Source organism: Pedobacter sp. AC464 (assembly GCF_979253075.1).
In genome coordinates this window covers 16,587-39,960 of record NZ_CEEDBV010000001.1, presented here as the reverse complement: position 1 = coordinate 39,960, position 23,374 = coordinate 16,587, and the positions used below count along the sequence as shown (strand labels likewise).

Annotated in this window: 21 protein-coding genes; 14 read left to right on the top strand and 7 right to left on the bottom strand. The window is 38.0% G+C overall.

Annotated elements, in window-relative coordinates; genetic code table 11:
- The first annotated feature begins 103 nt into the window (after positions 1-103).
- Entirely contained in the window at positions 104-1,375 is a 1,272-nt protein-coding gene (locus AC0IWT_RS00155) for an anthranilate synthase component I family protein (RefSeq protein WP_471795468.1), read from the top strand.
- 93 nt (positions 1,376-1,468) lie between these two features.
- Here the strand turns inward: AC0IWT_RS00155 and AC0IWT_RS00150 are convergent, their stop codons facing one another.
- The 4 genes from AC0IWT_RS00150 to AC0IWT_RS00135 all read right to left on the bottom strand — a co-directional run bounded on the left by AC0IWT_RS00150 (position 1,469) and on the right by AC0IWT_RS00135 (position 4,392).
- Positions 1,469-2,275, bottom strand: a complete 807-nt coding sequence (locus AC0IWT_RS00150; RefSeq protein ID WP_471795467.1) for a M48 family metallopeptidase — start codon at positions 2,273-2,275, stop codon at positions 1,469-1,471.
- 93 nt (positions 2,276-2,368) lie between these two features.
- A complete protein-coding gene (plsY, locus tag AC0IWT_RS00145) occupies positions 2,369-3,016 on the bottom strand; it encodes a glycerol-3-phosphate 1-O-acyltransferase PlsY (RefSeq protein WP_056870320.1) in 648 nt (215 codons plus the stop codon).
- Between the two features lie 51 nt (positions 3,017-3,067).
- Complete coding sequence (gene nadC / locus AC0IWT_RS00140; protein WP_471795466.1) at positions 3,068-3,910, bottom strand: carboxylating nicotinate-nucleotide diphosphorylase; 843 nt, start codon at positions 3,908-3,910, stop codon at positions 3,068-3,070.
- 83 nt (positions 3,911-3,993) lie between these two features.
- Entirely contained in the window at positions 3,994-4,392 is a 399-nt protein-coding gene (locus tag AC0IWT_RS00135) for a DUF4783 domain-containing protein (protein ID WP_056870322.1), read from the bottom strand.
- Positions 4,393-4,607: 215 nt separating this feature from the next.
- On the opposite strand from AC0IWT_RS00135, the gene gpmI reads away from it, so the two are divergent.
- Both gpmI and AC0IWT_RS00125 read left to right on the top strand, forming a co-directional pair.
- Positions 4,608-6,128 (top strand): 2,3-bisphosphoglycerate-independent phosphoglycerate mutase, encoded by a 1,521-nt coding sequence (gpmI, locus tag AC0IWT_RS00130; protein WP_471795465.1) that lies wholly within the window; start codon positions 4,608-4,610, stop codon positions 6,126-6,128.
- Positions 6,129-6,139: 11 nt separating this feature from the next.
- The gene (locus AC0IWT_RS00125; RefSeq protein WP_471795464.1) at positions 6,140-6,658 is read left to right on the top strand and encodes a hypothetical protein; all 519 of its coding nucleotides are present in this window, start codon (positions 6,140-6,142) and stop codon (positions 6,656-6,658) included.
- Between the two features lie 50 nt (positions 6,659-6,708).
- Here AC0IWT_RS00125 and AC0IWT_RS00120 read toward each other — a convergent pair whose 3' ends face one another.
- Entirely contained in the window at positions 6,709-7,332 is a 624-nt protein-coding gene (locus AC0IWT_RS00120) for a tetratricopeptide repeat protein (protein WP_471795463.1), read from the bottom strand.
- 334 nt (positions 7,333-7,666) lie between these two features.
- On the opposite strand from AC0IWT_RS00120, the gene lon reads away from it, so the two are divergent.
- Positions 7,667-10,138, top strand: a complete 2,472-nt coding sequence (gene lon / locus AC0IWT_RS00115; protein ID WP_471795462.1) for an endopeptidase La — start codon at positions 7,667-7,669, stop codon at positions 10,136-10,138.
- A 94-nt stretch (positions 10,139-10,232) separates the two neighbouring features.
- Positions 10,233-11,180, top strand: coding sequence for a lipid A deacylase LpxR family protein (locus AC0IWT_RS00110; RefSeq protein ID WP_471795461.1), 948 nt, complete (start codon positions 10,233-10,235; stop codon positions 11,178-11,180).
- Between the two features lie 2 nt (positions 11,181-11,182).
- Here the strand turns inward: AC0IWT_RS00110 and arfB are convergent, their stop codons facing one another.
- Entirely contained in the window at positions 11,183-11,593 is a 411-nt protein-coding gene (gene arfB / locus AC0IWT_RS00105; protein ID WP_471795460.1) for an alternative ribosome rescue aminoacyl-tRNA hydrolase ArfB, read from the bottom strand.
- A gap of 159 nt (positions 11,594-11,752) precedes the next feature.
- Between arfB and AC0IWT_RS00100 the strand changes: the two genes are divergently transcribed.
- The 7 genes from AC0IWT_RS00100 (at position 11,753) to AC0IWT_RS00070 (ending at position 21,169) form a co-directional block, all read left to right on the top strand.
- Entirely contained in the window at positions 11,753-12,538 is a 786-nt protein-coding gene (locus AC0IWT_RS00100) for a hypothetical protein (RefSeq protein ID WP_471795459.1), read from the top strand.
- A gap of 59 nt (positions 12,539-12,597) precedes the next feature.
- A complete protein-coding gene (cmk, locus tag AC0IWT_RS00095; RefSeq protein WP_471795458.1) occupies positions 12,598-13,278 on the top strand; it encodes a (d)CMP kinase in 681 nt (226 codons plus the stop codon).
- 52 nt (positions 13,279-13,330) lie between these two features.
- Entirely contained in the window at positions 13,331-14,161 is an 831-nt protein-coding gene (locus AC0IWT_RS00090; RefSeq protein ID WP_471795457.1) for a 3-keto-disaccharide hydrolase, read from the top strand.
- A gap of 44 nt (positions 14,162-14,205) precedes the next feature.
- Positions 14,206-15,708, top strand: a complete 1,503-nt coding sequence (locus AC0IWT_RS00085; protein WP_471795456.1) for a TPM domain-containing protein — start codon at positions 14,206-14,208, stop codon at positions 15,706-15,708.
- 136 nt (positions 15,709-15,844) lie between these two features.
- Positions 15,845-16,828 carry an SH3 domain-containing protein gene (locus tag AC0IWT_RS00080; protein WP_471795455.1) on the top strand — a complete coding sequence of 328 codons (984 nt, stop codon included), beginning with the start codon at positions 15,845-15,847 and terminating at the stop codon, positions 16,826-16,828.
- A 369-nt stretch (positions 16,829-17,197) separates the two neighbouring features.
- Entirely contained in the window at positions 17,198-19,132 is a 1,935-nt protein-coding gene (gene rpsA / locus AC0IWT_RS00075) for a 30S ribosomal protein S1 (protein WP_056851431.1), read from the top strand.
- Positions 19,133-19,501: 369 nt separating this feature from the next.
- Positions 19,502-21,169: a beta-N-acetylhexosaminidase gene (locus AC0IWT_RS00070; protein WP_471795454.1), complete on the top strand. Its 1,668-nt coding sequence runs from the start codon at positions 19,502-19,504 to the stop codon at positions 21,167-21,169.
- Here the strand turns inward: AC0IWT_RS00070 and AC0IWT_RS00065 are convergent.
- The gene (locus AC0IWT_RS00065; protein ID WP_471795453.1) at positions 21,166-21,615 is read right to left on the bottom strand and encodes a thiol-disulfide oxidoreductase DCC family protein; all 450 of its coding nucleotides are present in this window, start codon (positions 21,613-21,615) and stop codon (positions 21,166-21,168) included. The genes AC0IWT_RS00070 and AC0IWT_RS00065 overlap by 4 nt on opposite strands.
- 213 nt (positions 21,616-21,828) lie before the next feature.
- Between AC0IWT_RS00065 and pyrR the strand changes: the two genes are divergently transcribed.
- Positions 21,829-22,374 carry a bifunctional pyr operon transcriptional regulator/uracil phosphoribosyltransferase PyrR gene (pyrR, locus tag AC0IWT_RS00060; RefSeq protein ID WP_056870335.1) on the top strand — a complete coding sequence of 182 codons (546 nt, stop codon included), beginning with the start codon at positions 21,829-21,831 and terminating at the stop codon, positions 22,372-22,374.
- A gap of 7 nt (positions 22,375-22,381) precedes the next feature.
- Positions 22,382-23,311, top strand: a complete 930-nt coding sequence (locus AC0IWT_RS00055) for an aspartate carbamoyltransferase catalytic subunit (protein WP_056870336.1) — start codon at positions 22,382-22,384, stop codon at positions 23,309-23,311.
- Positions 23,312-23,374 lie beyond the last annotated feature (63 nt).

The following is a 23,374-nucleotide window of genomic DNA, read 5'->3' as shown; positions in this document are numbered from 1 at the left end:
ATAATGTGGCCCATTCAAATATTTTGAAAACAGAAATGACAAAGCAATCCATATGGGTTGCTTTGTTTGTTTGAGGTTTAGAATAATTTACCTTTGTACCCACTTGAAAAATCAATTAATAACTGCCGATTTTAAACAAAAGGCATTGCATTGGGCAAATCAATTCGATGTATGTTGCTTTTTGGATTCTAACAACTACAAAGACGATTATTCTGAGTACGAATTTGTTTTAGCTGCTGGATGTAAGGCCGAGCTTAAATCGGCGGAAGGGAATGGTTTTGAGCTGCTGAAGCAGTTTTATGAAACGCACAAACAATGGCTTTTTGGATTTTTCGGCTACGATTTAAAAAATGAGCTTGAAGATTTGAAATCTGAAAATGCAGATCAGCTCACATTTCCTGAACTTTACTTTTTCGTGCCTCAATATTTAATTGTAAGTAGAAATAACCAACTTGAAGTTATTCTTGGCGATGAGGCTGTGCTGGGGCAAATTGAAAATATCAAGCTTTTTCAAGTTGAGGATATGCCTGAATTATCCATACAAAAGCGGATTTCTAAAAACGAGTACATTACGAAAGTAAATGCCTTGAAAAAACATATTCTGCAAGGTGACATTTACGAGGTCAATTTTTGTCAGGAGTTTTTCTCAGAAAATGCTAAAATCAATCCGGTTGAAACCTTCACCCTTTTGAATAAAATTTCGCCAACGCCGTTTTCAGGTTATTTCAAACTTTACGAACGCTATATTTTATCGGCAACGCCAGAGCGGTTTCTTTCGAAAAGAGGATCCAGACTTATCTCCCAACCCATAAAAGGAACAGCGAGAAGAAGTACTGATTTTGCCGAAGACCAACAAATAAAAGAACGGCTTAAGCACGACGCAAAGGAACAGGCGGAAAATGTAATGATTGTTGACCTCGTCCGTCACGACCTGACAAAATCGGCTGTAAAGGGCAGCGTAAAAGTAGACGAACTGTTTGGAATCTACACTTTTCCCCAGGTTCATCAAATGATATCTACAATAAGCTGTGAACTCGACCCAAAAGTCCATTTTATTGATGCGATAAAAAATGCTTTTCCAATGGGCTCAATGACTGGAGCGCCCAAAGTGATGGCGATGAAGCTTATTGAGCAATATGAAGAAACAAGAAGAGGTGTTTATTCAGGATCATTTGGCTGTATTAATCCCGATGGAGCGTTTGATTTTAATGTAATCATAAGAAGCATTCTCTATAATGAACAAAAAATGTACTTGTCGTTTCAGGTTGGGGGCGCAATTACCTACGAATCGGATGCGGAAAAAGAATATGACGAATGCTTACTGAAAGCAAGCGCAATATTAAAAGTTTTTGGCAACGATGCTAATAACTTCTAAAAAATTCAATATTGAGGGTTGGCTTTTTAATAAATAAAAAAGCGGAAAATCGGTTTGCACCAACTTTCCGCTTTCCTTTATCAGCATCCAATATTATTTCTTGTAATACTGTTGTGCTTCAGGTAAGCATTTTTGAATCTGTGCAATTCGGGTTGCATCGCTTGGGTGCGTGCTTAAAAACTCTGGTGGTTTTTGTCCGCTCTGCGATGCAGATGCCATTCTATTCCAAAATGTGGTTGCACTTTGAGGATTATATCCGGCCATTGCCATAAATATTAAACCCAATCTATCGGCTTCTAACTCCTGGTTGCGGCTAAATTTCAACATCGCAACTTGTCCGCCGATACCGTAACCTGCATTAAATATAGATTGCGCCTGCGGATTCTTTGATAATGCAGCACCTGCGGCGGCACCTAAACCCTGTGCAGCTAGCTCCTGAGACATACGCTCTGCCGAGTGCCCTGCAATGGCGTGGGCAATCTCATGCCCCATCACGGTCGCCAAACCTGCATCATCCTGTGTAATTGGCAAAATTCCGGTATAAACTACAATTTTACCTCCCGGCATACACCATGCATTTTTCTCATTATTTTGTACAACATTCACTTCCCACTTATAATCCTTAATCAAATTGCCGTAATTATTGTTGTTCATGTAACTTTGAACGGCAGTTATCAGCCTGCTTCCAATTGTTTTTACTCTTAAGGTTTGAGCATTCGATGCGGGCAAAACAGTGGATTTGTTCTCATTTAAAAATTCGCCATAGGCTTGGAACGCCATTGGAAGAACCTGGTCATTGCTAACCAAATCTAAACGGCTTCTGCCAGTTAAAGGCACCGTAGAACAAGAATTGAACAAGAGTGTAGCGGCAGCAAAGGCCGTTAAAAATATTTTTTTCATAAGTTAATGATAAGTGATTATGAACAGAATCATAAGCGTTACCCATATAACAGGCAAGCTTAAATTATGTTTCATAATTGTGTTTTGTAAGTTTTAGTTAGCCTTTTTCTTAAACAAATACACTTTAGACTCTTTGCCTTTCAGCAATCTTTCGAGATTTTTTTGATGGGTTACTAGAATCAGAATACACACAACCATTCCGTACAAAACTTCCGATTTTATAGATACCTGAAACAGGAAGACTACGCTTAAAGGAAAAGTGAAACCGGCACAAATCGAACTTAGAGATACATATTTTGTTGCAAGCAATACCACCACGAAAACCAGAACACAAAGCATAGATGCTTCGAAGTTCACTGCTAAAATCATTCCAAAAAGTGTTGCCACGCCTTTACCACCTCTAAAACCAGCAAATACAGGAAATAAATGCCCCATAACAGCCGTTACACCGAGCGCCAACTGGTAATTTACAAATACAACAGAATTTTGGGGACCCGTTACGGACATGCCAATTAGATAGGCAAGATTGGTTGCGGTGTAACCTTTGGCAATATCAATAATCATTACAGCGATACCCGCTTTTTTACCCAATACCCTGAAAGTATTGGTAGCGCCTGCATTGCCACTTCCATATTCCCTTACATCAACACCATAAAAAGCCTGCCCCAGCCAAACCGCAGTTGGAATAGACCCAAACAGGTAAGCAACTAATAGAGCTGTGAGAGAATAAACCGTAACCATAGCCTACAATGATACAAAAAATAAGCTTTTCTTTTTATATGAATTCACAGATTAGTATGCTTTTAAACTCATATCGAGGCTTTTTACTGAATGCGTAAGTGCGCCCATCGAGATGTAATCAACACCGCAGTCTGCATAATCGACTACGTTTTCTTCAGTAATTCCGCCAGAAGCTTCGGTAATGAAACGCCCATTTATAAGGGCAACTGCCGCTCTCAAATCGTCGAAATTAAAGTTATCAAGCATAATGCGGTCTGCGCCACCCGCTGCAATTACCTGATTAAGTTCTGATAGATTTCTAACTTCGATTTCAATCTGTAATGATTTGTTTTTTTCCTGAAGGTATTTCCTTGCCGCAGCAAGTGCATTTTGTATCCCGCCAGCATAATCTACATGATTGTCTTTGATCAGAATCATATCATACAAGCCAATCCGGTGGTTTACTCCCCCACCAATTCTTACTGCCCATTTTTCGAGGTAGCGTAAACCGGGTGTGGTTTTGCGTGTATCTAAAAGTTTGGTTTTTGTATCGCTAAGCAACTGCACAATTTTACTGGTTTTCGTGGCTATACCACTCATTCGCTGCATGCAGTTTAACACCAATCGCTCGGCAATTAATATAGAATGTGTGCTTCCTGAAACAGTTAAGGCAATATCACCCACTTTAACATGAGCACCATCGTTTATGAAAACCGCCACTTCAAGCGATGGGTTGACCTGTGCAAAAATTTGCAGGGCAAGTTCTACGCCAGCTAAAATGCCGTCTTCTTTAATCAATAACTTAGCTTTGCCTTGTGTACCTTCGGGAATGGTTGAAAGTGACGTGTGATCGCCATCTCCGACATCTTCGGCAAGTGCATTTTTTATAAATTGAGCTATAAGTTCCTTATCCAAAATTCGATAATTAAGCCCCAAAAGTAAGAATTATTTAGCAGAAGCCAATTTTAGTAAGAATGGAAATGAATAATTGCGCAAAGCTATTCTTTAGAAGGCTCTATCCGCAATTCGGTAATTAAAAAAGCTGTGTTAAACTTTTTCATCGTAATGGAAACCCGGTAAGTTTCTTTTGATGTGCTCACTAAAATAACACCAAACCTATAGTTTTGACTGTTATTAATCCTGTGGAAAATGCTTGTTTTTACAGGATTATGTTTACTAAAAAAATCTTTCAGAATTTGTTCACCCTGTGCTTTAGAATATACATCTTCTTCATCGATAATAATCAGTTCGATGGTTGGTGCAAAGTTTTTAGCAATTTCTTTAGAATTTCCGGCTTTGAAATAAGAAGATAAATCATCAATAATATCAGCCTGGAAGGCAATAGAACGATATATTGGTGTTAGCGCTATGAAAAATAAAAATAAGCTCCGGATCATTTCTGTATTTTATAATGACCCTATAGCTAAAATTATGCCATTAGCTTATCAAAAAAGGATTTCTTAATTTGTTTAAGCTTCAATAAAGCTATATTTGCGCTCGTAAAGAAATATTAAAACATAGCCCTTATCAAAATGTTTTAAAATTATTTAATTAGTTAAAGAATAACACAACGAAGATTACAACAAATCCTTTCAGATTAAATACAATTCGAATGAAAAATAAAAAACTTGCGCTTATAATTCTTGATGGTTGGGGTTATGGAAAACACGATAATTCTGACGCGGCTTTTGCGGCAAATACACCTTTTTTCGACTCTTTAATTGAAAAATACCCAAACTCGAAATTAGAAGCGTCGGGCGAAGCGGTTGGCTTACCTGCCGGGCAAATGGGAAACTCTGAGGTTGGCCACATGAATTTAGGTGCGGGCCGCGTAGTTTACCAGGAGTTAGGAAGAATAAATAAAGCGATTCAAGATAGAGAACTGCATAATAATCCGGTTTTAGTGGCGGCTTTCGAGTACGCAAAAACTAATAATAAGGCCGTACATTTAATTGGCCTCGTGTCAAACGGTGGTGTACACGCACATATCGAACACCTGAAGGCTTTATGTGATGCTGCTAATGAATCGAACGTTCAAAATACATTTATACATGCTTTTCTCGATGGACGCGATACCGATCCAAATTCTGGTTTAGGTTTTATTACAAACCTTGAAAACCACATTCAAAACAGCAATGCTAAGTTAGCAACAATGGTTGGCCGTTATTATGCGATGGATAGAGATAACCGTTGGGAACGCGTTAAACAAGCCTACGATGTGATGGTTAACGGCATTGGAGAAAAAACCAACGATGCTTTGGCTGCGATAAAAAAATCGTACGAAAATGGTGTTACCGACGAATTTCTCAAACCGATTGTGCTTACAAACCCAGATGGAGAACCAACGGCCACCATTAAAGCCGATGACGTTGTTATTTGTTTCAACTTCCGTACGGATAGAGGCCGCGAAATTACAACGGCACTAACACAAAAAGATTTTCCTGAACAACAAATGCATAAATTGCCATTGTATTATGTTACAATGACCACTTATGATGAGAGCTTCGAAAAGGTAAATGTAATTTTCACTAAGGATGATTTATCGCAAACCATAGGCGAAGTTTTGGGCAGAAACGGTAAGAATCAAATTCGAATAGCTGAAACAGAGAAATATCCTCATGTTACTTTCTTTTTCTCGGGAGGAAGGGAAACTGAGTTTGAAAATGAAAAGCGCATTTTAGTTCCTTCTCCGAAAGTGGCAACATATGATTTACAACCTGAGATGAGCGCCGCAGGAATTACAGATGCAATTACCAAAGAAATGGAAACGGGTTGGGCCGATTTTATTTGCCTAAACTTTGCCAACCCGGATATGGTAGGCCATACAGGTGTATTTTCTGCCGTAATTAAAGCGGTTGAAACAGCCGATAAATGTGCCGAAATTGTTGTTAAAAAAGGTTTAGAGAACGGTTACTCTTTCATTTTACTGGCAGACCATGGTAACTCAGAATTTATGGTTAACGGCGATGGCTCTCCAAACACAGCACACACTACCAACCTTGTGCCTTGTATTTTGATTGATGATGACTATAAAACTATTGCCGATGGAAAACTTGGCGATATTGCACCTACAGTTTTAAAAATTCTTGGTGTAGCAATTCCTGAAGAAATGACGGGCAATGTTTTGGTATAATGAGGAAACAAATGATACTTGCAGTATTTGCTTTCGCTTTGGCGGGCTGTAACCAGCGTGAAGAATCGAAGGCGAATACTGACTTTTTATATTTTGATGTTTCAGGTTATTTTAAAAAAGAGGCTGTAAGGCTAACCAAGCTCAATCCTGATGTAACTAAGGCAGTTTCGGTTAATGGCAAAATTGAGGAGAAAACAATTAAAATTAAGGATTGGACTAAAGAGCTTGCGATTTTTAGCAATGCAGATATTAATAAAGCATCGTGGAAAGGCAGTTTCAAAATAGAAAGATCGAACTTGCTTGAGCGTTATACTTCTGACAATAAAAAAATTCCCGTAAAAAACGTTAGCATTGGCAAAACGGGCAACAAGGTTAACCGTGTGGAAATTGTGATATCAAATAAGAACATTTTGTACTCTTCGGGTGATACACTGGTTTATTACCCCGATAGTTTATACGAAATTCGGAAGCATCAAAAAATAAAACTTTTAGCGCAAAAAACCTATCAAATTACAGGTAAGCTTAAATAAAAAAAGGCTTGAAATTAATTTCAAGCCTTTTTCTTTGCGGTTGGTTTAATTCATTTTAAACTGGTAATCTGCGCTTTATCATAAGCAATCCAATCCAAAATGTCTTTTCTTGACGGTTGCAGCGTAAGCACCTTTTGAAAATCGGCTATAGAATTATTGAACAACGTTACACAAGCTGTTTTTTCTATTGCTTTTTTAGCTTTATATGATCTGAAAATTGCATAATCTTTGTAAGCCAGGCCTCTGTTTTGAAGCATCTGAGTATCTTCTTCCCCACTTAGTTCACTCGCTTTTGTAAAATCTTTAATCGCGGCCACATAGAAATTTTCACGCATGCTGTTTAAAGATTCCTTCGGGTCGTTAGCAATATTCAAACGAGCCTTTCCGCGGTAATAATAAGCCGAAACTTCAGCTGGTTTCAATAAGACTAAACGGCTGTAAGTGTTAATCGAATTTTCATAATCGCCATTTTGAAAATAAGAATAGCCCAACATTTTTAGGGTATTAACATTATTTGGATCTTTAGTATCAGCCTTTTCCAACTGGGTTACAGCTGTTTTGTAGTCTCCCTTTAGCATCGCATCCATCACCTTTTTATCATTGCCATTTTGTGCAAAACTGCTGCTGGAAGAAAAAATGATTAAACCTAAAATGGTTTGTTTAATATAATTCATGTACTGATAATAAGTTAACAAATCTAAAATTTCATTACAAATAATTGAATAAAATAGTCACGCAATATAATTCAATTCTTAGAAAATAAAATGGTTTAATTTTTTTACATTCACTAAATCAATTAAACAATAGCTTTAACGCTAAAAATTCTGATATATGATATTTGGCGAATAATTTAAATTCAACTGCCTTTTTATCATAACATCATATCAATTTTAAGATAACATCAACTTAAAACAACTTTGGCACAAGAGTTGAATTTACTATATCCAAAGTAAACACACACAAATTACCTGCGATAAAACTGCCAGTTTGTCGTTTCATAAAATAAGAATGAGTAAACAAGATATATTTGATTTTAATAACGCGATGCCAATTATTAACGAGGATACAGAGTTTTTTCCATTAATGTCTCAGCAAGATGAGGAAGACATGAATAATGAGGAAACGCCCGAAATTTTAGCGATACTGCCTTTGCGTAATACCGTTTTATTTCCAGGTGTGGTTATTCCTATTACCGTTGGAAGAGATAAATCTATTAAATTAATTAAAGAAGCCTACAAGGGAAACAAGATTATTGGTGTTGTATCTCAAAAAGATGTTTCGATAGAAGACCCCACTTTTGAGCAGTTAAATACTGTTGGTACAGTTGCAAATATTATAAAGTTGTTGCAAATGCCAGATGGCAATACAACGGTTATTATTCAGGGTAAGCAGCGTTTCAGCCTTTTAGCCGAAGTGCAAAACGAACCTTACATTAAAGCATCTGTTAAGAAATTTGAAGAGCAAAAAACTAAAACTGATAAGGAGTTTAAAACGCTTATTGCTTCCATCAGGGAAATGTCTGCTCAGATCATTCAGCTTTCTCCTAACATTCCAAGCGAAGCCAGCATTGCATTAAAAAACATTGAGAGCAATTCGTTTTTGATAAACTTCATCTCATCAAACATGAATGCCGAAATGGCGGATAAGCAAAAAATCCTTGAAATGGATAACTTGCTGGAACGTGCGCAAAAAGTTATGGAACTTTTAATGGTCGAACTTCAGATGCTGGAGTTAAGAAATCAGATCCAGTCAAAAGTGCGTACCGATTTAGATAAGCAGCAACGAGATTATTTTTTAAACCAGCAGCTAAAAACCATTCAGGAAGAATTGGGTGGAAACTCTGCAGACCTAGAATTTGATGCTTTACAGGAAAGAGCGAAAAAGAAAAAATGGTCTAAAGAGGTTTATGCACATTTCGATAAGGAATTGGATAAACTTGGCCGGATGAACCCAGCAGCGCCAGATTACTCTGTTCAGCTTAATTACCTGGAATTACTGCTTGACCTTCCATGGAGCGAGTTTACAAAAGATAACTTCGACCTTAAAAGAGCGCAACGGATTTTAGATAAAGACCACTTCGGCCTTGAAAAAGTTAAACAAAGGATTATTGAATACCTGGCTGTATTAAAACTTAAAAGGGACATGAAGGCACCAATTTTGTGTCTTGTTGGCCCTCCGGGAGTTGGTAAAACTTCATTGGGAAAATCAATTGCGAAAGCTTTAGGTCGCAAATATGTGCGCATGGCATTAGGCGGTATCCGTGATGAGGCAGAAATTCGGGGACACCGGAAAACTTACATTGGTGCGATGCCTGGGCGCATTATTTCATCAATCAAGAAAGCAGGTGCCGATAATCCGGTTTTTGTTTTGGATGAGATTGATAAAGTTGGTACCGACCACAGAGGCGACCCGTCTTCAGCTTTGCTTGAAGTTCTAGATCCTGAGCAAAACAATGCTTTTTACGACCATTATGTGGAGATGGACTATGATTTATCCAATATCCTGTTCATTGCAACGGCGAACTCTTTAAGCACCATCCAGCCTGCGTTGTTAGATCGTATGGAGATTATTGAAGTTAACGGCTACACAATTGAAGAGAAAATAGAGATTGCCAAGAAATTTTTATTGCCAAAGCAGAAAGAAAATCATGGCTTAAAGCTAAAAGATATTACGCTTAAACCTGCTTTAATAGAAAAGGTTATTGAAGACTATACACGCGAGAGTGGTGTTAGGGGTTTGGAGAAAAAAGTTGGTTCACTGGTTCGTGGCGTTGCAACTAAAATTGCAATGGAAGAAGCATACAATGTTACGCTAACAGAGGATGATGTAGAACGCATACTTGGCGCTCCAATTTACGACAAAGACTTGTACGAAGGCAACGAAGTGGCTGGTGTAGTTACAGGCCTGGCATGGACCAGCGTTGGCGGCGACATTTTGTTCATTGAATCGAGTTTAAGTCCTGGCAAAGGAAAATTAACATTAACCGGCAATTTGGGCGATGTTATGAAAGAATCTGCAGTGATAGCACTCGCTTATCTGCGTGCACATGCAAACGAGTTTGGCATAGACTACACTTTATTCGATAACTGGGATGTCCATGTACACGTGCCTGCAGGGGCAACACCAAAAGATGGCCCGTCAGCAGGGGTTACCATGCTAACAGCACTAACCTCGGCGTTTACACAACGTAAGGTTAAACAGCATTTAGCGATGACTGGTGAAATCACGCTTCGAGGAAAAGTATTGCCGGTTGGTGGAATCAAGGAAAAAATCCTAGCTGCTAAAAGAGCAAACATTAAGGAAATTATTCTCTGCAAAAGCAATCGTAAAGATATTCTGGAGATTAAAGAAAGCTATATTAAGGATTTGAAATTTCATTATGTTTCGGAGATGAGTGAGGTAATAGAACTCGCTTTACTAAAAAACAAGGTTAAAAAGCCGATTGATTTGAGTATCAAACTTGCACCGATAGTTAACTAGTTTGTAATATTCTTTATTTATTTAAATCTCTTAAATAAGAAAGTCGTTTACAATGGATACATTTATAGTCCCGATAATTCATCGGGACTTTTTTATGAAATTGATTCTAGCTTTTCTTACAATTTTGTTTGTTGCAGATGCTGCAAGGGCTCAAAACTTTAAAAACGAGTTCGGTTTTAAAACAGAGAATGATGCATACTTGGCCACATTAAATGATAGATATTACACCAATGGACTTTTTATTTATTTCCGAAGGGCAATTAATCCAGACAAAGTCAATGAAAAGATAGAGAAGAAAACTTACGAAATTTCTGCCGGCCAAAAAATGTATACGCCATATTGGGGGCAGGTTGCAAAAAAAGAAGATCAGGATAGACCTTTTGCCGGCTATTTGTACGCAGGAGCGGCTTATTCAATTTTTTATGTAAAAGAGAGCGTATTGAAAACCAGTATTGAGATTGGTACTGTAGGCCCAAACTCGCTCGCAGAAGACGCACAAAAGTTCCTTCATAAAACAGTGGGGTTTTACACGCCTGCTGGCTGGGAGTACCAGGTAAAAAATGAACTTGCAGTTAACTTATCCGGCAATTACAGCAAGTTAATCCATCGCTCAAGCGATAATGCGGTCGATTTTAGCGGCCAGGGTTATGTAAATTTAGGGACAACTTTCAGCGGCCTCGGCACATCCCTCCTTTTTCGTGCAGGCAAACTAAATCAGCTTTTCAACAGTGCTTACCACAATGCCGTTATCGGCGATTCAAAAACCAAAAGTTTAAATAATTCGGAGTTTTTCTTTTATGCTAAGCCACAATTAAATATTGTTGCTTACGATGCAACCATACAGGGAAGTCTTTTTAACAACAATAGTCCTGTTACTTTTGGAGTTAAACCAATTGTATTTGAGCAGCAATTTGGTGTAAACTACAGCTCCAAAAGGTTTACCGCAGATTTTAACATCATCTTCAAAACTAAAGAAGTTAAAAGTGTAGCAAAGGCGCAAAACTATGGCGGACTAAGTTTGTATTACAGATTCGGAAGTTGAGATTAGTATAGACCGGGTTTTTTCCGGCTTTCTTTTTTAAGGGCTTTAACCGTTTTGTTTTTTAGTCTGTTCTCGATAACAGATTTGGGTGTTTTCGTCGGCTTTCTTGGTTTTGAAACGTGTAACGCCTTTTTAATCAATTCAATCAGTTTTACAATTGTTCTCTCTTTATTTAAAAGCTGACTTCTGTCTTCCTGCGAAACGATGTGGATAAAACCTTCTGCGTCTATCCTGTTTTCCAACTTTATAGCGATTAGTGCTTTTTCTTCCTCAGTAAAAAAATCAGCTTGATTTGGATTGAAAATTAGTTCAACCTTACTCGATACCTTGTTTACATTTTGCCCACCTTTGCCCCCACTTCTGGATGTTTTAAAGGTTGCGATTTTTAAAATTGCCTCTCTATCTGGTTGCATATCTTGCAAAAATTCTTACAATAATCGCCCAAATATAAGTCAAAGTAATCGCTCAATAACCTTTAAATAAAAGTTAAGGCTTTTTCGTAATTTTGTTTATTCAGCAAGAAATTTTAACTTCAAAAAATCATTCCAACAAGCGCTTAGCTAAAACGCCCCATGACATTAAAAACTTTCGGTCAAAAACTTGGTTATGTCTTACGTACAATAGCCTTCATCACTATTTGTTTAATTTTTCTTTTCCTCACACTTTGGACGTTCTGCTATTCTCTGCATGTTTTTTATTTCTTTATAATTACGCTTATTCTAGCCTCAATAGCCTTTTTTAAAGGGAAAAGCCGCCGCTTTGTAACCATAACTTTGCTTGCCGGCTTAGCGATATTTGCTTTCTCTACACCTTATAACCTGCGCCAGTACAACCGGAATGCAGCAGCATTTCAAGCGCAAATAAACAGTGGCTACCATTTAAGATTTAAAGAAAAGTGCGCCATTTACGGTACCTTACTGATTATAACCGTTGGCGACATTATCCCTTTCCCTGAGGCTAGTATTCAAAATTTTTACCTTCTTTTTCCAAAGCAAAGCAAAACCAGAATTTTTTATGATGATGACTACCTGAGTGCTCCGGATATTCAGGCAATGCTAAACCGTAAGGGCAAAAACGAAGTTGCCTGGAACAAATGGGGCGAGCGTTTTAATGGAAATTTTAGATTTGCAGCAGCTTTCGATCCATCAACATTGGAAATAACGGATGAGGGCGACCAGAAAAAGGCAACACTGGTAACCTATTTTCATTATCGTAAAAACTACACAACACATAATGCTAATCACTTTCTATACGGTTTGTTCGCTTTTAGAATAGATGAAGGTCTGTTTTGGTATTTGCAACATGAGGGTTGGCTACATCCTTATACTTCTGTCTGGATCGCAAAATTCAAAAAATAGCTATTCCTCAATAGCAAAAAATTCATGATTGTGTTTCTATTTTTTACCTTTGTTGCACGATGAAAAAAAACCTTGTAATCGCTATTGATGGCTATTCATCTTGCGGAAAAAGTACATTAGCGAAGGCGTTAGCAAAAAAATTAGGCTTTATTTATGTCGATAGCGGTGCAATGTACCGTGCCGTTACGTTATTCTTTTTAAGAAACAGCGTTGATATCTCTAATGATGATTTGGTAGCAGACGCATTGCAACATATTGAATTGAACTTTCATTCCCGCGATTATGAATCCCACATCACCTTAAACGGCGAAGAGGTTTCTGACGAGATTAGGTTAATGCCTGTTTCTGAAAATGTAAGCGAGGTTTCTGCTCATAAAATTGTTCGGCACGAAATGGTAAAACAGCAGCAACGTATGGGCAAATCGAAGAACATTGTTATGGATGGCCGAGATATTGGCACTACCGTTTTCCCAAATGCGCCGTTAAAATTTTTCATGACGGCAGACCCAAAAATCCGAGCAGAGCGAAGATTTAAAGAACTTGAGCATAAAGGCAATAATACAACAACTTTAGAAGAAGTTTTTGAAAACCTGGCCCACCGCGATTATGCCGATACAACCAGAAAAGAAAGTCCGCTGGTTAGAGCCGAAGATGCCATTATTCTGGATAATACCGATTTAACCCAAGAGGAGCAACTCGCTTTTGCACTTGAAAAAGTTACACCATTAATGACTAATTAACAACACATCATTTTATTTTTTCATATTTTTAGCACTTAACCCATTTGCTGATATGAAATTTAAACAGATCACCCTCCTACTTTTTCTTCTTGCAATACTATCGTTAAATGCAAATGCTCAAAAAGGTTGGATTAACCTTTTTAACGGAAAAGATTTAAAAGACTGGAATGTAAAAATTTCCAAGCACGAATATAAAGACAACTACGCAAACACGTTTCGCGTTGAAGATGGGTTAATGAAGGTAAGCTATGATGGCTATAATACCTTTGACCAGCAGTATGGGCACATATTTTACAAAAAACCATTTTCGGCTTACCTGTTAAAGGTAACATACAGGTTTGTTGGCGAGCAGGCCAAGGGCGGCGAAGGATGGGCATTGAGAAATAGTGGCGCCATGTTACATTGCCAAAATCCTGCAACGATGCTTAAGGACCAGGATTTCCCAATTTCAATTGAAGGCCAAATTCTGGGTGGCGATGGGGAGCACGACAGGCACACGAGCAATGTTTGTACGCCTGGTACACAAATCGATTTTCAGGGGAAACTATTTACACAACACTGTTTGGATTCCAAATCTAAAACATACGCTGGCGACCAATGGGTTACGGCAGAATTCCTGGTGCTGGGCGATTCTGTTATTAAACACATCATCGATGGAGAAGTGGTTTTAGAGTATACGAAGCCTCAAATTGGTGGCGGAAATGTTTCTAACTACGACCCAAAAGTAAAAGTTGATGGAACACCTTTGAAATCTGGCTATATTTCGCTTCAAAGCGAGAGTCATCCGATCGAATTTAAAAGTGTCAAACTTTTCGATTTAGCACCTTACGTAAAAGATAAGTCTAAACTGGACAACGTTCTCGCCAGAATTTTAAAAGAGTAACGTAAATTCTAAAAAAGCTTCGTAACCGGAAAATTATCTATATAATGCTCAGAACTCACCTGCTCAAAGCTTTTCTATTATTTCTTTTCACCACCCTTGCTGTAACAACATACGCCCAAAAGCCTTATCGGGTAAACGAAATTCCAGACCCTAAAAAAGATGGTGGTGGTTGGGTAAGTAACCCTGATGGAATTTTAACTTCGGATGTTGTAAGCCAAATCAACAGCGCAATTTCCGATTTTGAGCAAAAAACAAATGTTCAGGTTGCAGTAGTAATTGTGAACGATTTTGAAAAGGATAAAGAGGATTTTGATTTTGCATACGAACTTTTTAACACCTGGGGAATTGGGCAGAAAACCAGCAACAATGGTTTGCTGCTGTTCATCGCTAAAGACCGCCGGAAATATCGATTTATAACCGGCACAGGAACGGAAGGGGTATTACCTGATGTTAAGTTAAAGCATATTGCTGAGCAAAAACTCCTGCCCGCCTTTAGAGAAAATGATTTCGGCACCGGAATTATTAATACCATCCAGGCCATCGGCAAGGTTATTCTCAATCCGGATAATGAGGCCGAATTGAATCAATTATTTACTCAACCGGAGGCTGGCGGAAACTCATCAGATAAAAGTTGGCTCTACATAGCTGCAATTGCCGTTCTATTTTTTGGCGTGTTTACTTTAATTAACCGCCAGGCGAAAGGCAATGTTGGCAAACAAGCTGGCGATAACAACAATCTCGAAAAGAAAATAGCAAATGGATGTGTGGGCCTTTTTATTGTGGTTTTCGCCTGCATTTTTATTGTCGTTTTTTTCGATGGCTTTCGTTTTCTCCAAAATATTAGGTTGGTACATGCACCGTTCATATTGTACGGTATATTGGCCATTGCATTATTTTTTCGATATCTTTATTACCTATCCTCATTGAGAAAAAATCATAATGATGACGAAAATTTCTTTGAAGCGGTAACTTCTTTTAATAGAAAGAATTTTTGGCTGATTATTTTTTCACCGCTGATTTTAATTCTACTATTGAATTACCTGTTTAAGCGCAGCAAAAATATCGATCGTTTTAAGCCCATTTTAGATGATAAGCAAAGGGAAATGATTCGGGTGGATAGGGATGTGAATGTAGAAGGCGAACCATTTTTAAGTGCGGGGCAACGTAAAGAAGAAATGGTTAAGGCTTATGATTACGATATCTGGGAAAGCTGTGACGGAAAGCAACATGTTATTAAACAATGGCCAGCTGAAGAATACGATACTTTTATCCAGTGTCCTGACTGCAGCTTTAGAACTTATCAGTTAAACAAGCAAGTTACCGTTACAACCGCAACTTACAGCCACGCTGGTAAAGCGAAAGTGGTTAATGAATGTAGTTTCTGCAAAAAAACCGAATTTATTAGTTGGGTGGCTTTGCCAATGCTTGTCCAGTCTAGCTCATCTTCGGGTTCTTCATCTTCGAGCAGCAGCTCATCATCGTCATCATCATCCAGTAGTTGGGGAGGTGGAAGCAGTAGCGGTGGCGGAACCGGCGGGAGTTGGTAACTGTACCGAACCAATATCTACGGCTTTTCTACCCTCAATTTAAAAGTATTTCATAATTTTGGAACGCTTAGCACGATGTTTGTTCCAAGCGTCGATGAAATTTTGTTATAAACCTGCCTGAAGAAATCCAAACATTATGCTTAAAACTTTCTTTTTACTAATTGCGCTTTCTATATTTTCAAATCTTGCAATCGCACAGGATACTTATCGTGTGAAAGCAGACAAGCTTCGCGTTAGGCAAACCAGCGACCCGAAGAGCAAGGTTATCGCAAATATTTCACAGAATGAAAAGATCATTGTTTTAGATGCTTCAAACGATAAATTTTATAAAGTAAAATTAAGAAATGGCGAAGGTTGGGTGAGCAAAGATTTTGTAGAAAAGATTACGGCGACACCAGTAGCCCATGCCAGTGAAACTGAATCCAAAACGCCGCAGCAAAGTCAAAGCACAGCGACAGCAGATGTAATTTACCGGGTTACAACAGATAATTTAAGGGTAAGAGCACAGGCAGACCCAAAAAGTAAAGTTATTGGCTACCTGCCCGAAAGTGAAAATGTTGCGGTTCTGGACTCGAGCAATGCAAGTTACTTTAAAATAAAGGTTACCAATGGCGAAGGCTGGGCTAGTAAAGAATTTTTGGTTAGGGTTTCTCCTGTAAATAAACCAGTAGCAACAGCATCAACAATTGCGGCTTCGGTACCAAAAGAAACTAAAGATTATGCCAGTATTGTTTTCTTTGTAATTGTTGCATTAATTTTATTTACTGTTCTGTATTTCTCCATTAAATATGCGAGTGGAAACAAGGTTTTGGTTGCGTTTTCTGTAATTGTAATCCTTGTAATCGGTTATTTTTGTTTCATTACTTTTATACAGGCGAAGGTTGTTTCTGGCACTTTTTCCAGCAACGAAGATATTCAGTACAAAACTTTCAACTTTAAATCGAAAGATTCTGTTACCGTTACTGATGCTTATACCGATTCTGTTTTTACATCGAAATATGTAATAGACGGAGAAATGATAAAGTTATACGACCAGCAAAATACAATAATGCTTTTGATTAGGGATGAAAACACCTTAATTGGCGAAGGTTTTACAAGAGGTACATTTACCAAAAAGTAATTGCCTGCTGCAATTTGTGGTACTATCTGTTGTTTTTAAACCCGGTAGTAGCGGCAGCCCCCGATTTTTTTCCCGGGGCTATAGCGAATAACGGGGCTACTGTATGCGAAGAAATACTTGACGCTCATTTCCAAATCATTAGGTTCAATCGATAAATAAAATTCTCCGGTTTGCTAAAATCTGTCTGCTGGCGTAAAATTACAAATGTCTATTTTCTGCATCCAATCTTGATACTCGATGCTAAATAGTTGTTACTCCTTTTCTAATAACCTTAAAATCAGCAACATTTATTAAAAAAATCTTTTCTATTTATTAAAAAAGTTTTACCTTTGCAGTCCCTAAATAGGGAAAAAAGGAGATAATTAATTAATGGCTAAAAAACAAGTAGCAGAAAAAGAATTAGCAGCAAAAACAGCTGAACTTCAGGGAGAAGGCGGACGCCTAACTGAAAAAGAAACTATTGAATCAGAAGCTGATTCAGTTTCGATCGAATCGATCAAATCATCATTAGCAACACCAACCGAAGATTTCGACTGGGATGCAGATGAAAAAGTTTTCGGTAATTACAATGATGCAGACCGTAAAAAGTTTGAAGATATGTATGCCGGAACGTTTAATCAGATCACTAAAGGTGAAATTATTAGCGGTATCGTTGTTTCAATTAACAACAAAGATGTAGTATTAAACGTTGGTTTTAAATCAGACGGTTTAGTTTCTACTTCAGAATTCCGTGATACACCAGATCTAAAAATCGGCGATTCAGTTGACGTTTTCGTTGAAGCACCAGAAGATGCTAACGGTCAGTTGATCCTTTCTCGCAAAAGAGCAAAAACCCAAAGATCTTGGGAAGCGATTAACGAGGCTCTTGAAAATGATAGAATCATCAATGGTTTCGTTAAGAGCCGTACTAAAGGTGGTTTAATTGTTGATATCATGGGCGTTGAAGCTTTCTTACCAGGTTCTCAAATTGATATTAAACCTATCCGCGATTACGATGTGTACGTGGGTAAAACAATGGAATTTAAAGTTGTTAAAATTAACCATGAGTTTAAAAACGTAGTTGTTTCTCATAAAGTGTTAATTGAAGACGATTTAGAAAGCCAAAAAGTAGAAATCGTTTCTAAATTAGAAAAAGGACAGGTATTAGAAGGTACTGTTAAAAACATTACTGATTTCGGTGTGTTCATCGATTTAGGTGGTGTTGATGGTTTACTTCACATTACCGATATTTCTTGGGGCCGCATAGAGCATCCAAAAGAAGTATTATCATTAGATGAAAAAATCAACGTAGTTGTTTTAGATTTCGATGATGAGAAAAAACGTATCGCTTTAGGCTTAAAACAATTAACTCCACACCCTTGGGAAAACCTAAGTGCTGACATTCAGGTTGGTTCTAAAGTAAAAGGAAAAATCGTAACTGTTGCAGATTACGGTGCTTTCTTAGAAATTATCCCAGGTGTTGAAGGCTTAATTCACGTTTCTGAAATGAGCTGGTCACAAAACTTAAGAAACCCTCAGGAATTCTTAAAAGTTGGTGATGAGATCGAAGCTGAAGTTTTAACTTTAGATAGAGACGAGCGCAAAATGAGCTTAGGTATTAAACAATTATCTAACGACCCATGGCAAGAAGTTGCTGCTAAATTCCCGGTTGGAAGCAAGCACAAAGCAACGGTTAAAAACATGACTAACTTCGGCGTTTTCGTTGAAATTGAAGAAGGAATTGATGGTTTAATCCACATCTCTGATTTATCTTGGTCTAAAAAAGTAAACCACCCTAACGAATTCACTAAAGTTGGTGATGTATTAGACGTTGTTGTTTTAGAACTTGATGTTGACAACCGCAAATTAAGCCTTGGTCACAAACAATTAGAAGAAAACCCTTGGGATACTTTCGAAACTATCTTTACTTTAGATTCGGTTCACCAAGGTACTGTTGTTAAAGTAACTGATAAAGGTGCTGTTATTGCTTTACCATACGGTGTAGAAGGTTTCGTACCAACTAAACACATGGTTAAAGAAGATGGTACTTCAGTTAAAGCAGAAGAAACTAACGATTTCAAAATTATCGAGTTTAACAAAGAAGCTAAACGCATCGTTGTTTCTCACGCTCGTATTTGGGAAGAAGTTAAAGCTGAAGCAGTAGCAGAAGAAAGAAATGCTAAGAAAAAAGAAGCTAAAGCTGCTGTAACTGCAGTTAAAAAAGTTAAAGATTCTGTAGAGAAATCTACTTTAGGAGACTTAGACGTATTGGCTCAATTGAAATCGCAATTAGAAGGCGAAGAAAGCAAAGCTAAAAAAGGCTAGTTCTTTTTAACTGATAATATTAATCCCGATAGCGAAAGTTATCGGGATTTTTTTTACCCAAAAATCCGCAAAAGGTATAAACACTTACCACCGACTGATGCATTTAAGAGTAGGCGAAATGTATTTAACACTTAAAATGTTATATACAGCACAAATAATTTGGAAACGAATGCAAGCACGCTTCGGAAAGGCCAGTCCCGCTGTTTGTACAATCTTTTTGGTCTATTTTTGTGCTAAACCTGTTTAATCGCACAACCAAAAAGGATTTCCCTCCCATCGGGTTTATGTAACATAAGTAGTTCGTTCTACCAAAGGCTTTCATTTCAAACGCCTATAATTATTACTTTTGAAAAGGAAAACCGACTCGTTATGAAAAAAATTATCCTTTTGTTTTTTTTAATTGGCTTTTGCTGGAAACTCTCTGCACAGGAAGTGAATATCATTCCGCAGCCGGTGCAAGTTAGTTTAAATCCTGCTACACCTCCTTTTACAATAAATAGCGGTACAAAAATAATTGCCCCTGATTCATTGTTAAACAGCATCAATTTCTTAAATGATTATTTAACAAAGTATTATGGAATTGCAATAAGCAGAGATACAACATCCGGCATAAATACAAATGTAATCAAGCTGGCTATCGGTAATTTAAATCCAACCAATCCGGATACTTATGAGTTCAATTGCAACAATAAGCAGATTCAGATTTCGGCATCGTCTGCTCAAGGCGTATTCTATGCTATACAAACCTTAATTCAGTTATTGCCAAATGCAAAAGCTGACGCACTTCAAATTCCGGCCGTTTCCATTACTGATTATCCTCGCTTCGATTACCGCGGAATGCACCTTGATGTTAGCCGGCATTTTTTTGATGTGGCCTTTGTAAAACAATATATTGACTATTTAGCCCTGCATAAAATGAACTATTTTCACTGGCATTTAACAGACGACCATGGCTGGAGAATCGAAATTAAAAAATATCCAAAGCTGACGGAAATCGGTGCCTGGAGAAATGGAAGCATTATTGGTTTATGGCCTGGAAAAGGAAATGAAAACATAAAATACCAGGTATTTCCATCAGAAATAAAAATTACACCGAAGGATGCCATCATAAAAACAGACAGCATTAAACATGGCGGTTTCTATACACAAGAGGAAATTAAAGATGTGGTAGATTATGCGGCAAAACGTTATATCACCATTATCCCCGAAATTGAAATGCCTGCGCATAGTATGGCGCTTCTTGCTGCCAATCCAGAATTGGGCACAGAACCCAATAAAAAGTATAGCGTTGCGGAAACCTGGGGCATGATGAATAAGTACAACAATGTACTTCAGGCATCTGATACCACTTTTAAGTTTCTTGAGAATGTTTTAACAGAGGTAATGGACCTATTTCCATCGCCATACATTCACATCGGTGGCGATGAAGCATCGAAAGTGTGGTGGAAACGCTCCTCAGTTTCCCAGCAGATTATGAAAGCAAACGGACTGAATACGGAGAGCGAACTGCAAAGTTATTTCATCCGAAGGATAGAAAAATTTGTGAATGCTAAAGGAAAAACAATTATCGGCTGGAATGAAATTTTGCAAGGTGGATTGGCGCCAAATGCCGTAGTGATGAGCTGGCAAGGGGAAAAAGGGGGAATTGACGCAGCCAACCAAAGTCACAAAGCCATCATGACTCCAGAAAACAAAATGTACTTTAACCATGCACAGTTTGTGAAAGAAGATAGTTTAACCGCAGGTAAACCGTCGTTACTGATTGATGTATATAATTATGAACCCCTTCCTGCAGCGTTAAGCGCAGAAAAAACAAGCTATATTTGGGGTGGCCAGGGTTGTTTGTGGACTGAATACATCACAAATCCTGCAAAAGTACAATATCAGCTATTTCCACGCCTCGATGCCTTAAGCGAAATTTTGTGGAGCCCAAAAGAGAAAAAGAATTATCCAGACTTTCAAAGAAGGTTGAAATCGCAGTTTAGTCGTTACGATTTGATGGGAATAACCTATTCTAAAAGGTACCTGGACAATTAATCGTAAAACCGGCTCTTTAATTCCGGCGTTGGCACCCAACAAACCTCCTGCTTGCCCCACCATTTATAACGATTTTTAGCGACGACGTCATAAAACCAGTCTCTTATAAATTTCGGAATAATAATTAAACCATATAATAAGGGCCATAATCCATCGAGTTTCTTTGCTACTCTTAACGCGGCTGATGACTTAGTATAAATCCGGTTCTCGTCGAGCAGCAATATTGAGTTTATTTTCGTTAAATCTATATTGTATTCAGGCAAAACTGATTGAGCGAAAACACCTTGTAAAGCCGTAAACCTGAAAACTTTTTTCGAATCCCGCTTAATTGCAAACTGCACCGACGCGTTGCAAAGGTTGCAAATACCATCAAAAAAAATTACTGGCTCCATATACAAATATAAAGTATTGAGCGAAGTATAACTATCGGTAAAATACCATTTCATGTAATTTAACACGATGCTGATGCGGGCAATGCATTTTATTTACAGGAAGTATAACGCAGTAAATTAGCTGTTAATGTTTGAAGATTGATTAGCTAAAAAGATATATAAATACAACAGTTTAGTAATCAAATGCTTTGTCCTTTTACCTGATAACTTTTAACTTTCTGCTTTCAACTTTAGTGTTTTTGCCTATATTTGCCCAATCCTTCTTCAATGCAAAAGAAAACAATCTTTGACGGACAAAAAATTCAGATAACAATTAAGCGACTTTGCCGTCAGCTAATTGAAAATCACGACGATTTCGCAAATACCGTTTTAATCGGGATTCAACCCCGAGGCATTTTCTTGGCAGACCGCATTCAATCCGAACTACAGAGCATTTTAAAAAATAAGAAAATCTTAAAAGGAAACCTCGACATTACTTTTTTCAGAGATGATTTTCGCCGCAAAGACGGTCTTGTAACGGCTAGCAGCAATTCAATTGATTTTATAATTGAAGGAAAAAAAGTAATTCTTATTGATGATGTGCTTTGGACTGGACGAACAATAAGAGCAGCGATGGATGCCCTCTTAGCTTATGGGCGGCCTGAAAAAGTTGAACTTTTAGTGCTAATTGACAGAAGATTTAGCAGACACTTACCTATCGAGCCTAACTATATCGGCTTACAGGTAGATAGCCTGGATTCTCAACATGTTAAAGTAAGTTGGGCCGACGAAGGTGCAGAAGATAAAGTGATTTTATTATCCGAAAAACAATAAATAAAAAATGGCAGCAGACAAACTATCAACCCGACATCTTTTAGGTATTAAAGATATTAACCGGAATGATATCGAATTGATTTTCGAAACTGCAGATAATTTTAAAGAAGTGATTAACCGGCCGATTAAAAAGGTTCCATCACTTCGTGACATTACAATCGCCAATATTTTCTTTGAAAATTCAACACGCACCAAACTGTCTTTCGAGCTGGCCGAGAAAAGGCTTTCTGCAGATGTTGTAAATTTTGCGGCATCATCTTCATCAGTAAGCAAAGGTGAGACATTGATTGATACCGTTAACAATATCCTTTCGATGAAAGTTGATATGGTGGTGATGCGACATCCATACGCCGGTGCGGGTCAGTTTTTGAGCAGACATGTTAAAGCTCAAATTGTTAACGCAGGAGACGGTGCCCACGAACATCCAACCCAGGCTTTGCTCGATGCCTTTTCTATCCGCCAGAAACTTGGTGATGTTGCGGGGAAAAAAGTTGTTATCGTAGGCGATATCTTACACTCAAGGGTTGCCATTTCCAACATTCTCTGCCTGCAGCGTCTAGGCGCCGAAGTTATGGTTTGCGGCCCAACTACGCTAATACCAAAACACATTCATCAACTTGGTGTAAAGGTTGAACACAACCTGCTAAAAGCACTAAACTGGTGCGACGTAGCGAACATGCTGCGCATCCAACTCGAGCGCCAAGACATTAAATACTTCCCATCGTTAAGGGAATATGCAATGATGTACGGATTGAATAAACAGATTCTGGATAACCTGGACAAAGAGATTGTTGTAATGCACCCTGGCCCAATAAACCGTGGCGTTGAAATTACCAGCGACGTTGCAGATAGCAAGCAATCCATCATTCTCGAGCAGGTTGAAAATGGTGTTGCAGTAAGAATGGCTGTTCTTTACTTGTTGGCAAGTCAGGGCTAAAACCAGCGAAATTTTCCACAATCTAACTTCCCTGATACCAAATAAAAATTCCTGTCGTTAATT